Source organism: Ruegeria sp. AN11, from assembly GCF_056536005.1.
In genome coordinates this window covers 2,909,856-2,923,294 of the sequence record NZ_JBQFJD010000001.1, presented here as the reverse complement: position 1 = coordinate 2,923,294, position 13,439 = coordinate 2,909,856, and the positions used below count along the sequence as shown (strand labels likewise).

Here is a 13,439-nt window from a genome sequence, read left to right as displayed (position 1 = left end):
GACCCGCGCCGGACATTGGTTCAGGCGCGGGTCCAAAGGGCGTTTTCGCCCAGTTTTTCCACAAACTCCTGATGTGCGGCGCGTTCATCTTCGGTGATCCGCGGCGCAAGCGGTGTTGCGCGCGGCGTCGGACGCCAATCCTCGCTGCCGCCGGAGGCATTTGCGGTAGACGCCGACAGGCCGAAATCGGGTTGCCGCCCGCCGATCAGTTCCAGATACACCTCCGCCAGAATCTCCGAGTCGAGCAGAGCGCCATGCAGAACACGGTTCGAGTTGTCGATGCCGAACCTGCGGCACAGTGCATCCAGCGAAGCGGGCGAGCCCGGAAACCGCTTTCGTGCAATGGCCAGCGTATCCAGCGCCTGATCCATCGGAATCGGGGCCAGGCCCATCCAGCCCAGTTCGGCGTTCAGGAATTTCATATCGAAGGATGCGTTGTGGATCACCAATCGCGAATCGCCCACAAAATCGCGGAATCCCTGGCCGACCTTGGCGAATACAGGTTTGTCCTTAAGCGTCACCTGGCCTTTTTCTGGCGGGCGGGGCGGATCCAGCAAATCCGGACCGATCCCGTGCACACCAAATGCCTCTTCCGGCATCGAGCGCTGGGGGTTGATGTAGACATGATAGGTTTCGCCCGTCGCGACGTGATTCCACAGCTCGACCGCGCCAATTTCCACGATCCGGTCGCCGCTTTCGGGGTCAAAGCCCGTGGTTTCGGTGTCGAGAACGATCTCACGCATTTGCCAGTCCTGCCCTGATCTGCCTGACCACATCCTGCACCTGCGCGCGCGCATGGTCTAGCGTATCGGTGACAATCACGAAATCCGACCGCGCACATTTTTCTTCATTCGGCATCTGCTTGGCGCGAATTTGCTCGAATTGCGCTTCGGAAATTGTTCCGCGGGCCATCACGCGGCGTTTTTGTTCCTCGGCCGGTATCGAGACACAGGCAACGGCATCCATCGCGACGTTTCCGCCCGTTTCGAACAGAAGCGGAATGTCGAACACCAGAATATCCTCGGTCGCGGTTTCCCGGAACCTGGCTCGATCCGCAGCAACCAGCGGGTGCACTATGCTCTCTATGGTTTTCAGAACGGAGGGATCAGAGGTGATGATCCGTTTCAACGCATCCCGGCTGACAGCGCCGTCAAGGACAGCCTCGGGAAACACAGCAGCCATCGGCGCAACTGCCGCCCCACCTGCGGAATAAAGCTGGTGGACTGCCGCGTCCGCGTCCCACAGCCCGCAGCCTTCGGCCACGAACATCTGCGCCGTCGTGCTTTTGCCCATGCCGATCGAGCCGGTCAGGCCAAGGGCAAAACTCATGCCAGGGCCGCCGCGCGGGTTTCTGCGGTGACCTCGGGGCGCACTCCGAACCAGCGCTCAAACCCCGGAACCGCCTGATGCAACAGCATGCCCAGACCGTCCACCGTTGTGCATCCGGCTTCTTCAGCCTGTTGCAGCAATCGGGTGCGCAGCGGGGCGTAGACCAGATCATTCACCACGGTGCCGGGCTGCAAGCCATCCAGCGGCACGCGCAATTCGGGCTGACCCTGCATTCCCAGCGAGGTTGTGTTCACCACTAGCTCGGCCTCTTCAATGACATTTCCAGCCTGCACCCAGTCAATCACGGTAATGCGCTGGCCGAACTCTTCTTTCAGATGATCGGCACGAGTGCGGGTTCGGTTGGTCAGCAGAATCTCGGGGACGCCAGCATCCGCCAGGGCGGACAGAATGGCGCGTGCTGCACCACCGGCACCAAAGACAACGGCCGGCCCGTCCTGCGGGTTCCAGTCGGACGCGCCTGCGCGCAGGTTCTCCATAAAGCCATACCCGTCTGTGTTATCGGCATGGATCGAGCCATCGTCGCGAAACACAAGCGTATTCGCTGCCCCGATGACCGAAGCCCGGTCAGACACATGATCGGCCAGACGCAGTGCGGCTTCTTTATGCGGAACCGTTACATTCGCACCCACAAACCCGGCTTTCGGCAAACTCCGCAAAACAGTTTCCAGATCCGCGGGCGTGACATCCATGGGAACATAATGCCCGGCCAGACCATAGGTCTGTAGCCAATGACCGTGCAGCTTGGGCGACCGGGAATGCGCCACCGGGTGCCCGATCACCCCGGCCAGAGGAATACGATGTTCCGTCATTGATCGATCACCCCTTTTACAGCCAGATAATTGAGCAACTCCAACAAGGGCATACCCAAGACGTTAAAATAGTCGCCGTCAATGGTGGCGAACAGCCGCGCGCCTTCTTCTTCCAGCTTATAGGCACCTACGGCGTATCGGATGCTGTCCCAATTGCGCGCCACATAATCCTTCAGATAGGCATCAGAACTGGCCCGCATCCGCAGACGGACCTGCCCCACATGTCGCCAGATCGGTTCCCCGTTTTGATAAATGACGGCAGCCGACAGCAACATGTGCCGTTTCCCCCGCATCGCCTTCAACTGGGCCAGTGCGTCTTCAGGCGTCTCCGGCTTGGACAACAAACGGCCTTCGAAGTCCAGAACCTGATCGCATCCCAGAACCATGGCCCCCGGATTCTTGTCGCTGATTTTTCGCGCCTTCATTTCGGCCAGCGCATCAGCAATATCGCGCGGTGATGCCTCTTCCGCCAGCAGCGCGCGTTTCATGCTGTCTTCATCTACACACGCGACCTGAACGGAAAACGGGACACCTGCGTTCTCCAGAAGTTGTGCCCGGATGGCCGAGCCCGAAGCGAGTATGATGGGGACAGGCATGTGGAAAACCCCGTGGGCAAAGCGTTGAGTGATCTGGGACGTTTTGTATGGTTTTCAGGTTGACACGCAACCCTGCGATTTCGGCGCGGATCTTCCCCGAGTCGCCCGAAAACTGTCAAAGCAGGACAAGAATAACTTTGGAAATCGGGAAAACCACGATGTCCCCAGTTGGTCATCGAGTTATCCACAGTGAAGTTCGCGGAATAGTATACTAACCATATGAATTTAATTGATAAATTATTACACTAACAAGATCATCGGCATCGCGGTCAACTCTATCCACCTGGGGAAAAGTGAAGGGTAAAAAAGTAATCCACGGATTCTATTCGCCCTACAAAACCATCATCCTTTCTCTTTTCTTATTTTTTTATTAGGGAGAGTTCCGAGCAACGCCCGGAGCCAGAATGACCGATCTTCTTTTCACGATTTACCCGTGGGTGAAGTCTTTACATATCATGGCCGTGATTTCTTGGATGGCAGGTTTGTTCTATTTGCCCAGACTGTTCGTCTATCACGTGGAAAAGGCGCAATCCGTCGACGGGGCTGAACAGATTTTCTTTGAAATGGAAGAAAAGCTGTTACGGGTCATCATGCGCCCGGCAATGATCGTAGCCTGGGCCTGTGGCCTGATCATGGTGTTTACTCCGGGTATCGTCGGCTGGGATTGGTCCTGGCCCTGGGTCAAAGGCGCAGCGGTGATCGGTATGACCTGGTTCCATCACTGGCTAATGGCACGTCGAAAGGACTTTCTTGAAGGCCGAAACAAGCTCACAGGGCGCCAGTATCGCATGATGAACGAGGTACCGACCGTTTTGATGGTTGCCATCGTTCTGGCGGTCATTCTGAAGTTCTGAAGGCCTGTTTGACTCCGCCAGCCGTCGCGCTTATGTAGGGATCAACACGCCCGTCCGGGCGGCGTATCTTCCGTACTGAAATTCCACTTCGTGCCGCGATGCCAGCGGTGAAGGTATATATCATGACAACTGAAGCCCTGAATCTGGCTGACCTGAAAGCCAAAAGCCCCAAAGATCTTCTGGCGATGGCCGAAGAACTGGAGATTGAAAACGCCTCGACCATGCGGAAAGGCGAGATGATGTTCCAGATTCTGCGCGAACGCGCGGATGATGGCTGGACCGTTGGCGGTGATGGCGTGCTTGAAGTGCTGCAGGACGGATTCGGCTTCCTGCGCTCGCCCGAGGCAAACTATCTGCCGGGTCCGGACGATATCTATGTCTCGCCTGACATGATCCGCCTGCACTCACTGCGGACCGGGGACACGGTTGAAGGCGAGATCAAGGCACCAGATGAGAACGAACGTTATTTTGCGCTGACCAAGGTCACCAAGATCAACTTCGAAGATCCTGAGAAGGCCAAGCACAAAATCCTGTTCGACAACCTGACGCCGCTGTATCCGGATGAGCGTCTGAAGATGGAAATCGAAGATCCCACCATCAAGGACAAATCGGCGCGTGTCATCGACCTGGTTTCGCCAATTGGTAAAGGCCAGCGTTCGCTGATCGTCGCACCGCCGCGCACCGGTAAGACGGTGATCCTGCAGAACATTGCGCATTCGATCGAACAGAACCACCCGGAGTGCTACCTGATCGTCCTGCTGATCGATGAACGCCCGGAAGAAGTGACCGATATGCAGCGCTCGGTGAAGGGTGAGGTTGTGTCCTCGACCTTTGACGAACCGGCGACGCGCCACGTGGCTGTTTCGGAAATGGTGATCGAAAAAGCAAAGCGTCTGGTCGAACATAAACGAGATGTTGTTATTCTTCTCGACTCGATCACAAGACTTGGTAGGGCATTTAACACAGTAGTGCCATCCTCAGGTAAAGTTCTGACCGGTGGTGTGGATGCAAATGCTCTGCAACGTCCCAAGCGATTCTTTGGTGCGGCGCGGAACATTGAAGAGGGTGGTTCGCTGACCATCATCGCAACCGCCCTGATCGATACCGGCAGCCGGATGGACGAGGTTATCTTTGAAGAATTCAAAGGTACAGGCAACTCGGAGATCGTTCTGGATCGCAAGATCGCAGACAAGCGCGTGTTCCCGGCGATCGACATCCTCAAGTCGGGTACTCGGAAAGAGGACCTGCTGGTCGACAAGGGTGATCTGGCGAAGACCTTCGTTCTGCGCCGAATCCTCAACCCGATGGGCACCACCGACGCGATCGAATTCCTGTTGTCGAAGTTGAAGCAGACCAAGACAAATGGCGAGTTCTTCGACTCGATGAATACCTGACACAGGTCTTAACCGACGCGAGGCCTTCGAATGGATACGATATTCGCCTTGGCCAGCGCGCAAGGCAAAGCAGGGGTGGCGGTTATCCGCCTCTCTGGTCCACGGGCGCATAAGGCTGCGGCAGAACTGACCCGCGGTACATTGCCTTCCCGCGGCATGCACCTCCGATCCCTGTATGCGCAGGACGGTGGGCGGTTGGATGATGGCCTTGTCCTGACCTTCGAAGGACCGGCCAGCTTTACCGGCGAAGATGTGGCTGAGCTGCAGATCCATGGCAGTACGGCTTCAGTGAACGCCGTTTTGCGCTGTCTGTCTGACATGGAAGATCTGCGGCTGGCTGAACCCGGAGAGTTTACGCGCAGAGCGTTGGAAAACGGCAAGATGGATTTGACGCAAGTCGAAGGTCTGGCCGATCTGATTGACGCGGAGACCGAAGCTCAGCGTAAACAGGCGCAAACGATTTTGGCCGGTGAATTGGGTGTTCTGGCCGAGCGCTGGCGTCGTGACCTTATCCGCGCCGCGTCCTTGTTGGAGGCGGTTATCGATTTTGCCGATGAAGACGTGCCGACAGATGTTACGCCTGAGGTGCGGTCGCTTGTATCGGGTGTCATGGATGACCTGCGCCTAGAAGCGGAAGGCGTAAAAATAGCCGAACGAATCCGAACAGGATTTGAAGTGGCCATCGTCGGTTTGCCGAATGCAGGTAAATCCACTCTGCTAAATGCCTTGGCCGGGCGGGAAGCTGCAATAACCTCGGAATTTGCCGGAACAACCCGTGATGTGATTGAGGTTCGCATGGACCTTGCCGGGCTGCCTGTCACATTGTTGGACACAGCCGGGTTGCGCGAAACCGAGGATCACGTTGAAAGCCTAGGAATCGAACTGGCCCGAAAACGCGCCGAAGCTGCTGATTTGCGAGTATTTTTAGCTGATTCTCCGCAAGATCTGGGTGTTCCTATGAGCGAAGGAGATATCCAGGTCTTTCCTAAATCCGACCTGCGTTCACATTCTAAAGGTGGAATATCAGGGAGAACCGGGGAAGGGATAGATCAGCTAATCTCCCAGATATCGTGTGTCTTGGCGCATCGATCTACCAGCCATGGTATCGCCACGCGCGAACGGCACCGTGTATCGCTGAACAAAGCCCTGCAATCCTTGTCCGACGCAACAAGCGTTCTTGAATCAGGCCCGGATCTGTATGATATCGCAGCCGAGGAACTACGCTCAGCCATACGCGCCCTTGAATCACTGGTCGGCAGAATAGATGTAGAAAGCCTGTTGGATGAAATATTCTCCAGCTTCTGCCTTGGTAAGTAGGGAGTGTTTCACGTGAAACATTCAATGTTTGATGTCGTCGTAATTGGTGCCGGTCACGCCGGAACCGAAGCCGCACATGCCGCAGCCCGGTTGGGTGCCGCCACCGCATTGGTCACCTTGTCTGAAACGGATATCGGGGTAATGTCCTGCAATCCGGCAATCGGCGGGCTGGGCAAGGGGCATCTGGTTCGGGAAATTGATGCCCTGGGCGGCGTCATGGGTCAGGTCGCCGATCAGGCTGGTATTCAATTTCGCCTGCTTAATCGCCGCAAGGGTCCGGCCGTGCAGGGCCCCCGAACACAGGCTGACCGCGCGTTGTATCGGTCCGCCATGCAAGCGACGACGAAAAGACAGGAAAACCTGTCCGTGATTACCGGGGAAGTCGTCGACTTCCTGATGGATGGATCACGAGTTGCCGGAGTTCAACTGGCTGATTCATCAGAGATTCACGCGAAAACTGTTATTCTGACCTCAGGCACTTTCCTTCGGGGCGTGATACATATCGGAGATGTGTCAAAGCCCGGAGGTCGGATGGGGGACCGACCATCGGTGAAACTGGCGGAGCGCCTGGACGGATTTGATCTTCCGATGTCACGTCTCAAAACCGGGACACCACCGCGATTGGACGGCAGAACCATCGATTGGTCGGGACTGGATGAGCAAAAGGGCGATGAGGATCCAACATTCTTTTCGTTTCAGACAAAAAGGGCTGCTGCTCCACAGATTTCATGCGGGATCACCCATACCAACGAACGTACCCACGAGATAATTCAAAACAACCTGTCCCGATCGGCAATGTATGGCGGTCACATAGACGGTGTTGGGCCCAGATATTGCCCGTCGATCGAAGACAAAATCGTTAGGTTTGCGGACAAGGATTCCCATCAGGTTTTCCTTGAACCAGAAGGTGTGAACGACCACACAATCTACCCGAATGGAATTTCGACATCTCTGCCTCAGGATGTTCAACTGGCCTATGTGCGGTCCATAAAGGGACTTGAAGCCGCTGAAATACTGCAACCTGGATACGCGATCGAATATGACTACGTGGATCCACGTGTTCTGACGAGTTCACTGTCTTTGCCTGATGTACCGGGACTATATCTTGCCGGTCAGATCAACGGTACCACAGGATATGAGGAGGCGGCGGCACAAGGTATGGTCGCAGGTCTGAATGCGGCATTGGAAGCGCAAGGGCGGGATCCGGTTCACTTTACAAGGGCCGACAGCTATATCGGTGTCATGATCGACGATCTGACAACGCGTGGTGTGGCAGAACCCTATCGAATGTTTACATCCCGGGCAGAATTCAGGCTGTCCCTTCGTGCTGACAATGCAGATCAACGGTTGACGCCAATCGGAATAAAACTGGGCTGTATTGATGAACATCGGAAAAACCAGTTTGAAGAAAAGGTTAAAAAATTGGATCAGGCTAAGTCCCGCCTGAAAGAACAAAGCTTCACGCCAAAGGAAGTGCGGGCTGCGGGAATTAGTGTCAACCAGGACGGAAACCGCAGGGATGGAATGGCAATTCTTGCCTTCCCGGATGTGAGCTTTGAGAATTTGTTTCCGTTACTTCCGGATCTTAAGAAAGTTGAAGGTGAAATTCGGTTGCAGGTCGAGCGAGACGCGCTTTATGCGAATTATATCGCGCGTCAGCAAAGGGATGTCGAAGCTATGAAGCGGGATGAATCCTATGAAATCCCACGAGATTTCGACTATTTCGGGATGGATGGGCTTTCTTCAGAGATGAAGCAAAAACTCTCGTCAGCAAGGCCCGAAAATATTGCACAGGCCAGCCGGGTCGAAGGCGTTACTCCTGCCGCGCTGGCACTGGTTCTTGCAAAACTAAGGCGCGGCCTGAAGGTCCGGAAAGCATGAGTTCAGAGTTTGCCTTGTTTGACGGGCTGAATGTTTCACGTGAAACATTTGCTCGGTTTGAGACCTACGTAGATTTGGTGAATCGCTGGAACCCTAAGATCAACCTTGTTTCGAAAAACAGTCTTTCGGAGATCTGGACACGCCACATCCTGGATTCCGTGCAGGTATTCCGTTGTGCCCAGAGCTTTGGGCATTGGGTGGATCTGGGTAGCGGAGGGGGCTTCCCGGGCATGGTTTGCGCACTTATGGCCATTGATGAAGCACCTGATACCAGATTTACTTTCCTGGAAAGCGATCAGCGAAAATCGGCTTTCTTGCGAAACGTAGCCCGCGAATGCGGGGCAAATTGCACTGTAGTTTCCAAGCGGATCGAGTTGGCGGAACCTGCCGGAGCAGATGTGCTATCCGCCAGAGCATTGGCCGATCTGAGCAAGTTATTGTCGTTCTGCGACAGGCATTTAGCCGATTCCGGCGTAGCGCTGTTCCCAAAAGGCGCAAACTGGAAAAAAGAACTGGAAGAAGCGCGTGAGGAATGGAATTTTGATGTTGAGCCAATTAGAAGTTTAACCGAACCCCAAGCCGTTATCCTTAAGGTCAAAGGAGTATCACGTGGTTGATCTGTCTCGCCCGGTAGGGCCTCGGATAATTGCGGTTGCCAATCAGAAGGGTGGGGTAGGGAAAACCACAACAGCGATCAACTTAGCGGCAGGCCTCGCAGAAGCGGGGTGTAAAGTTCTGGTTGTGGACCTTGATCCGCAGGGGAACGCGTCAACCGGTCTTGGCGTCGACGACCGCGACTGGACGACCTATGACCTGATTCTTGACGATGCTCCGCTGGAGGCGGTGATTCAGGAAACGGAGATTGACGGGCTGTTTGTTGTCCCAGCCACTGTCGATCTGAGTTCAGCCGACATCGAGCTCATTTCCAATGAAAAACGCAGCTATCTGCTTCACGATGCGCTACGTCAGACCGCAATTGACAAATTTGAGTTGGATTATGTGCTGATCGATTGCCCGCCGTCCCTGAATTTGCTGACGGTCAACGCCATGGTTGCGGCCCATTCGGTGCTGGTTCCGCTGCAAAGCGAGTTCTTCGCGCTTGAGGGGCTGTCTCAGTTGATGCTGACTATTCGAGAGGTTCGCCAGACCGCAAATCCGGACCTGAGAATCGAAGGTGTTGTGTTGACCATGTATGACAACCGCAACAACTTGTCCCGCCAGGTTGAAAAAGACGCGCGTGACAATCTGGGTGAGATGGTATTTAAAACCAAGATACCCAGAAATGTTCGGGTCAGCGAAGCGCCGTCTTATGCGTTGCCGGTCTTGCAGTACGACTCTGGGTCTCTGGGGGCGATGGCCTACCGTCATCTGGCCCGGGAAGTCATGCAAAAAAATAACAGAGCCGCCGCCTAGGTAGCAGTGAGGAGGCCGACGTGAACGTCAAAAAAACAAAATCCCGGGGATTGGGGCGGGGATTGTCGGCCCTTATGGCTGATGTCGCAACTGAAACAGATGGGCGCGGCTTTTCTGAATCCCGCCGCCCTGATCTCAAGGTTCCGATCGAAAAACTGCGTGCGAACCCGAACCAGCCACGCCGGACTTTCTCAACCGATCAATTGGATGAACTTGCGGCGTCGGTAAAAGAAAAGGGCATCATCCAGCCGCTGATCGTGCGCCAGATCAATGGTAGCGAGTATGAGATCGTGGCGGGGGAGCGACGCTGGCGGGCCGCACAGATGGCGCAGCTGCACGACATCCCGGTCATTGTTCGGGACTTTGACGATACCGAGGTTCTGGAAGTTGCCATCATTGAAAACATCCAGCGCGCTGATCTGAACGCGGTGGAAGAGGCCGCTGGCTATAAACAGTTGATGGACCGCTTTGGTCACACGCAGGAAAAGCTTGCAGAAGCCCTGGGCAAAAGCCGCAGCCACATAGCCAACCTACTCCGCCTTCTGTCTCTGCCAATTGACGTTCAAACCCTTGTTATTGAAGGGAAATTATCCGCAGGACATGCGAGGGCGCTTATCACGGCCGAAAACCCGTCTGAATTGGCGAAGATTGTCGTCCGAGATGGGTTGTCTGTACGGGCAACCGAAGCTTTGGTCAAAAAGAAGCAGAACGGTCCGGCAACAACGACACCCAGAGCCAGAAATCTGGATGCGGGTAAGGATGCGGATACCAGAGCGCTGGAAAAGGATCTTTCGGCAATCCTTGCGATGAAGGTGTCCATCAGTCACAAGGCCGGAACAGAATCGGGCCAGGTTGTCTTAACCTATGAAAACCTGGATCAGTTGGACGATTTGTGCGCCAAGCTCAGCCGTTAGGTCGGGTCCAAATAAAACCCATTACGCCGCCCAGAACCAGGGCCTGAATGATCAGGACATGGGCTGGCAGGGAAAGCAGAACAGACAATCCAAACACGGCGGCAACTGACAAGGTTGCCGCCTTTTTTGCTGCCGGGCGGATCGCACCGGAACTTTGCCAATCAAGGATCATCGGGCCAAAGGTTCTGTGGGTGATCAGCCAATTGTGCAACCGGGATGAGGAGCGCGCGAAGAAAAACGCTGCAAGCAGCAAGAACGGCACCGTTGGAAGCAACGGCAGGACAATCCCTACAACCGCCAGTGCCACGCATAGCAACCCCAGTCCGGCCCAAAGAAACTGCATGCGCTACTCCAACAATTCGCGGATCACGGCGTTCAGCACCGCGCGACCGTCTTTGGTTGCAAAAAGTCGGTTTTGATCACGTCTGATCATCCCGTAGGACTCGAGCTCATCCAATTTGTCCGGATTCAACGGGGCTTTGGAAAGGATTGCGAACCGGTCCATGTCCAGCCCCTCGGCAATGCGCATCCCCATCAAAAGGTATTCATTTGCCTGATCTTTTGATGACAGGACGGTACGGGACTTTTCGCCATTGCCGCTCAAAGCAGCCGTCAGCCACCTGGTCGGAGACAAATAGGTTTCTGTCGCCATCTTTTGCCCAGATAGCGTCAGGCGCCCATGTGCACCGGGGCCAATGCCGACGTAATCTCCGTACCGCCAGTATATAAGGTTGTGTCGGGATTCCGCGTCTGTGCGGGCATGATTTGAAATCTCGTATGCCGGCAGACCATGAGCTTCGCAAATCTCCTGCGTGGCCAGATACATGTCTGCCGCACTGTCATCTTCCGGAAGCCCGCGCAGTTTGCCGACTGCATAGCGGTCACCGAAAGCCGTGCCTTCTTCGATTGTCAGTTGATAAAGCGACAGGTGGTCCACCGCCATATTCAGTGCTTCGGTCAACTCCGATTTCCACGCCTCCAGCGTTTGGTGCTGGCGGGCATAGATCAGGTCGAAGCTGACGCGGTCAAAACAATGACGGGCAATGTCGAACGCCGCTTGCGCTTCGGCCACTGTGTGAATGCGTCCCAAACGGCGCAGATCATCATCGTTCAGGGCCTGAATGCCCATCGAAATGCGATTGACCCCGGCGTCACGATAGGCGGCAAAGCGTCCGGCCTCGACCGAACCGGGATTGGCTTCCAGTGTAATTTCAAGGCTGTTAGACGGGCGCCACAGGCTGCGCGCCTGCTCGATCACACCAGCAACGGTTTCCGGCGCCATCAAAGATGGTGTTCCGCCGCCAAAGAAGATCGTGTTCAGAACCCGGCCTGGCGTTTCGGCGGCCGAGCGGGCCAGCTCAGCAAGAAACGCTTCAAACCATTGTTTTTGATCGATATTTCTGGAAACATGGCTGTTGAAGTCACAATAGGGGCATTTGGCCTCGCAAAAAGGCCAATGCACATACAGGCCAAAGCCCCCGTTGCGCCAATCATCCGCCAAAGCAGCCTTTCACGAACATCTCCACCGCGCGCCCACGATGGCTGATCTTGTTCTTTTCCCAACGGTCCATTTCGGCAAAAGTAATGTCGTATCCGTCGGGGACAAACATCGGGTCATACCCAAATCCGCCTTCGCCACGGATGGGCCAGACCAGGTGGCCGGGTGCGATACCTTCGAACACTTCATCATGTCCGTCGGGCCAGGCCAGAACCAGCGTGCTGCGGAATTGCGCGGTCCTAGGGTAGGGCGCGTTTATTTCCTCCAGCTCGTTATGCGCGCGGGTCATCGCCATGACGAAGTCGCGTCCGTTGCCGGTTTCGGCCCAATCGGCGGTGTAGACGCCCGGCGCGCCGTCCAGCGCGTCGATAGTAATTCCGGAATCGTCCGACAGGGCAGGCAGGCCGGTGGCCTTGGCAGCGGCATGAGCCTTGATCCGGGCATTGCCGACGAACGTGTCCTCGGTTTCTTCCGGTTCGGGAAGATCCATTTCACCGGCGCCCACGACGGACACTCCAAAGGGTTCGAGAAGATGCGCCATCTCCTCGAGCTTGCCTTTGTTATGCGTGGCTACCAGCAGCCTGTCGCCGTCGAACTTGCGGGTCATGCGGCGGCGGCCTTTTGCGCTGCAGCCAATTCCGCCACGCCCTTTTCCGCCAAATCCATAAGCTGGTCCATCTGAGTGCGGCTAAAGACGGACCCTTCGGCACTCATCTGTACTTCAATCAGTTTGCCCGACCCGGTCATGATAAAGTTGCCATCGACGCCGGCTTCGCTGTCCTCGGGGTAGTCCAGATCCAGTACCGGCTGGCCTGCATAAATACCGCAAGAAACTGCTGCAACAGGGTCCACCAAGGGGTCCGAGATCACATCGCCAGTTTTCATCAGTTTGTTGACTGCCAAACGCAAGGCAACCCATCCACCGGTGATCGAAGCGCAGCGAGTGCCGCCATCGGCCTGGATCACATCGCAGTCCACGGTGATCTGACGTTCGCCCAGTGCAACCCGATCCACACCGGCGCGCAGGGCGCGGCCGATCAGGCGCTGGATTTCCACGGTGCGTCCGCCTTGCTTGCCCGATGCCGCCTCGCGCCGCATTCTTGTATTGGTCGCGCGGGGCAGCATGCCGTATTCGGCTGTGACCCAGCCAAGGCCCGAGCCTTTGATAAAGGGCGGCACACGATCCTCGATCGTGGCGGTACACAATACATGGGTATCGCCCATCTTGATCAGACAGGAACCTTCGGCATGTTTGGTAAAGCCCGTTTCAATTGAAACCGGGCGCATTTCGTTTAGATCACGTCCAGAGGGTCGCATTGAAAATCCTTTGTTTGCTGGCTTGGGGATAACGCCCCCTTGGCTTACGATGCAACCCCGATTGACCTTTCAATTGCCTGCGATTTAATGACGACC

General features: G+C 55.7%; 15 protein-coding genes. 7 read left to right on the top strand and 8 right to left on the bottom strand.

The features are described 5' to 3' along the window. Nucleotides 1–20: 20 nt before the first annotated feature. Genes dnaQ through ACR3EQ_RS14375 form a run of 4 tightly spaced genes read right to left on the bottom strand, consistent with a single transcriptional unit; the run spans nt 21 to nt 2,755 of the window. Nucleotides 21–743 (bottom strand): DNA polymerase III subunit epsilon, encoded by a 723-nt coding sequence (gene dnaQ / locus ACR3EQ_RS14390; protein WP_170612771.1) that lies wholly within the window; start codon nt 741–743, stop codon nt 21–23. After that, nucleotides 736–1,329 carry a dephospho-CoA kinase gene (gene coaE, locus ACR3EQ_RS14385; protein WP_170612769.1) on the bottom strand — a complete coding sequence of 198 codons (594 nt, stop codon included), beginning with the start codon at nt 1,327–1,329 and terminating at the stop codon, nt 736–738. Before coaE ends, dnaQ begins: the two co-directional genes overlap by 8 nt. Further along, nucleotides 1,326–2,159 (bottom strand): shikimate dehydrogenase, encoded by an 834-nt coding sequence (locus ACR3EQ_RS14380; RefSeq protein ID WP_170612767.1) that lies wholly within the window; start codon nt 2,157–2,159, stop codon nt 1,326–1,328. Before ACR3EQ_RS14380 ends, coaE begins: the two co-directional genes overlap by 4 nt. Continuing rightward, entirely contained in the window at nt 2,156–2,755 is a 600-nt protein-coding gene (locus ACR3EQ_RS14375; protein ID WP_480491013.1) for a Maf family protein, read from the bottom strand. Before ACR3EQ_RS14375 ends, ACR3EQ_RS14380 begins: the two co-directional genes overlap by 4 nt. 404 nt (nt 2,756–3,159) lie before the next feature. On the opposite strand from ACR3EQ_RS14375, the gene ACR3EQ_RS14370 reads away from it, so the two are divergent. The 7 genes from ACR3EQ_RS14370 to ACR3EQ_RS14340 all read left to right on the top strand — a co-directional run bounded on the left by ACR3EQ_RS14370 (nt 3,160) and on the right by ACR3EQ_RS14340 (nt 10,528). Continuing rightward, complete coding sequence (locus ACR3EQ_RS14370) at nt 3,160–3,609, top strand: CopD family protein (RefSeq protein ID WP_170612763.1); 450 nt, start codon at nt 3,160–3,162, stop codon at nt 3,607–3,609. Nucleotides 3,610–3,731: 122 nt separating this feature from the next. Next, nucleotides 3,732–5,003, top strand: coding sequence for a transcription termination factor Rho (rho, locus tag ACR3EQ_RS14365; RefSeq protein ID WP_170619061.1), 1,272 nt, complete (start codon nt 3,732–3,734; stop codon nt 5,001–5,003). A 30-nt stretch (nt 5,004–5,033) separates the two neighbouring features. Further along, nucleotides 5,034–6,320, top strand: coding sequence for a tRNA uridine-5-carboxymethylaminomethyl(34) synthesis GTPase MnmE (gene mnmE / locus ACR3EQ_RS14360; protein ID WP_170619060.1), 1,287 nt, complete (start codon nt 5,034–5,036; stop codon nt 6,318–6,320). A 12-nt stretch (nt 6,321–6,332) separates the two neighbouring features. Then, entirely contained in the window at nt 6,333–8,201 is a 1,869-nt protein-coding gene (mnmG, locus tag ACR3EQ_RS14355) for a tRNA uridine-5-carboxymethylaminomethyl(34) synthesis enzyme MnmG (protein WP_480491011.1), read from the top strand. Then, entirely contained in the window at nt 8,198–8,818 is a 621-nt protein-coding gene (gene rsmG / locus ACR3EQ_RS14350; RefSeq protein ID WP_170807120.1) for a 16S rRNA (guanine(527)-N(7))-methyltransferase RsmG, read from the top strand. The genes mnmG and rsmG overlap by 4 nt, the downstream gene beginning before the upstream one ends. Beyond that, on the top strand, nt 8,811–9,614 hold the full coding sequence (locus ACR3EQ_RS14345) for a ParA family protein (RefSeq protein WP_480491009.1): 804 nt from the start codon (nt 8,811–8,813) through the stop codon (nt 9,612–9,614). The genes rsmG and ACR3EQ_RS14345 overlap by 8 nt, the downstream gene beginning before the upstream one ends. A gap of 20 nt (nt 9,615–9,634) precedes the next feature. Then, entirely contained in the window at nt 9,635–10,528 is an 894-nt protein-coding gene (locus ACR3EQ_RS14340) for a ParB/RepB/Spo0J family partition protein (protein ID WP_170619058.1), read from the top strand. Here ACR3EQ_RS14340 and ACR3EQ_RS14335 read toward each other — a convergent pair. Genes ACR3EQ_RS14335 through rph form a run of 4 tightly spaced genes read right to left on the bottom strand, consistent with a single transcriptional unit; the run spans nt 10,518 to nt 13,343 of the window. Beyond that, complete coding sequence (locus ACR3EQ_RS14335; RefSeq protein WP_170612749.1) at nt 10,518–10,871, bottom strand: YbaN family protein; 354 nt, start codon at nt 10,869–10,871, stop codon at nt 10,518–10,520. The two genes, ACR3EQ_RS14340 and ACR3EQ_RS14335, sit on opposite strands and share 11 nt — an antisense overlap. Nucleotides 10,872–10,874: 3 nt before the next feature. After that, nucleotides 10,875–12,029, bottom strand: coding sequence for a radical SAM family heme chaperone HemW (hemW, locus tag ACR3EQ_RS14330; RefSeq protein ID WP_170619057.1), 1,155 nt, complete (start codon nt 12,027–12,029; stop codon nt 10,875–10,877). Next, nucleotides 12,019–12,633, bottom strand: coding sequence for an RdgB/HAM1 family non-canonical purine NTP pyrophosphatase (gene rdgB, locus ACR3EQ_RS14325; protein ID WP_170612745.1), 615 nt, complete (start codon nt 12,631–12,633; stop codon nt 12,019–12,021). Before rdgB ends, hemW begins: the two co-directional genes overlap by 11 nt. Next, the gene (gene rph, locus ACR3EQ_RS14320) at nt 12,630–13,343 is read right to left on the bottom strand and encodes a ribonuclease PH (protein WP_170612743.1); all 714 of its coding nucleotides are present in this window, start codon (nt 13,341–13,343) and stop codon (nt 12,630–12,632) included. The genes rdgB and rph overlap by 4 nt, the downstream gene beginning before the upstream one ends. Between the last annotated feature and the right edge of the window lie 96 nt (nt 13,344–13,439).

Coding starts and splice junctions, on each gene's coding strand:
- ACR3EQ_RS14380 (WP_170612767.1), bottom strand. CDS start 2,159: ATGACGGAACATCGTATTCCTCTGGCCGGGGTGATCGGGCACCCGGTG.
- ACR3EQ_RS14370 (WP_170612763.1), top strand. CDS start 3,160: ATGACCGATCTTCTTTTCACGATTTACCCGTGGGTGAAGTCTTTACAT.
- rdgB (WP_170612745.1), bottom strand. CDS start 12,633: ATGACCCGCAAGTTCGACGGCGACAGGCTGCTGGTAGCCACGCATAAC.
- mnmE (WP_170619060.1), top strand. CDS start 5,034: ATGGATACGATATTCGCCTTGGCCAGCGCGCAAGGCAAAGCAGGGGTG.
- rho (WP_170619061.1), top strand. CDS start 3,732: ATGACAACTGAAGCCCTGAATCTGGCTGACCTGAAAGCCAAAAGCCCC.
- ACR3EQ_RS14375 (WP_480491013.1), bottom strand. CDS start 2,755: ATGCCTGTCCCCATCATACTCGCTTCGGGCTCGGCCATCCGGGCACAA.
- coaE (WP_170612769.1), bottom strand. CDS start 1,329: ATGAGTTTTGCCCTTGGCCTGACCGGCTCGATCGGCATGGGCAAAAGC.
- rph (WP_170612743.1), bottom strand. CDS start 13,343: ATGCGACCCTCTGGACGTGATCTAAACGAAATGCGCCCGGTTTCAATT.
- dnaQ (WP_170612771.1), bottom strand. CDS start 743: ATGCGTGAGATCGTTCTCGACACCGAAACCACGGGCTTTGACCCCGAA.
- ACR3EQ_RS14335 (WP_170612749.1), bottom strand. CDS start 10,871: ATGCAGTTTCTTTGGGCCGGACTGGGGTTGCTATGCGTGGCACTGGCG.
- rsmG (WP_170807120.1), top strand. CDS start 8,198: ATGAGTTCAGAGTTTGCCTTGTTTGACGGGCTGAATGTTTCACGTGAA.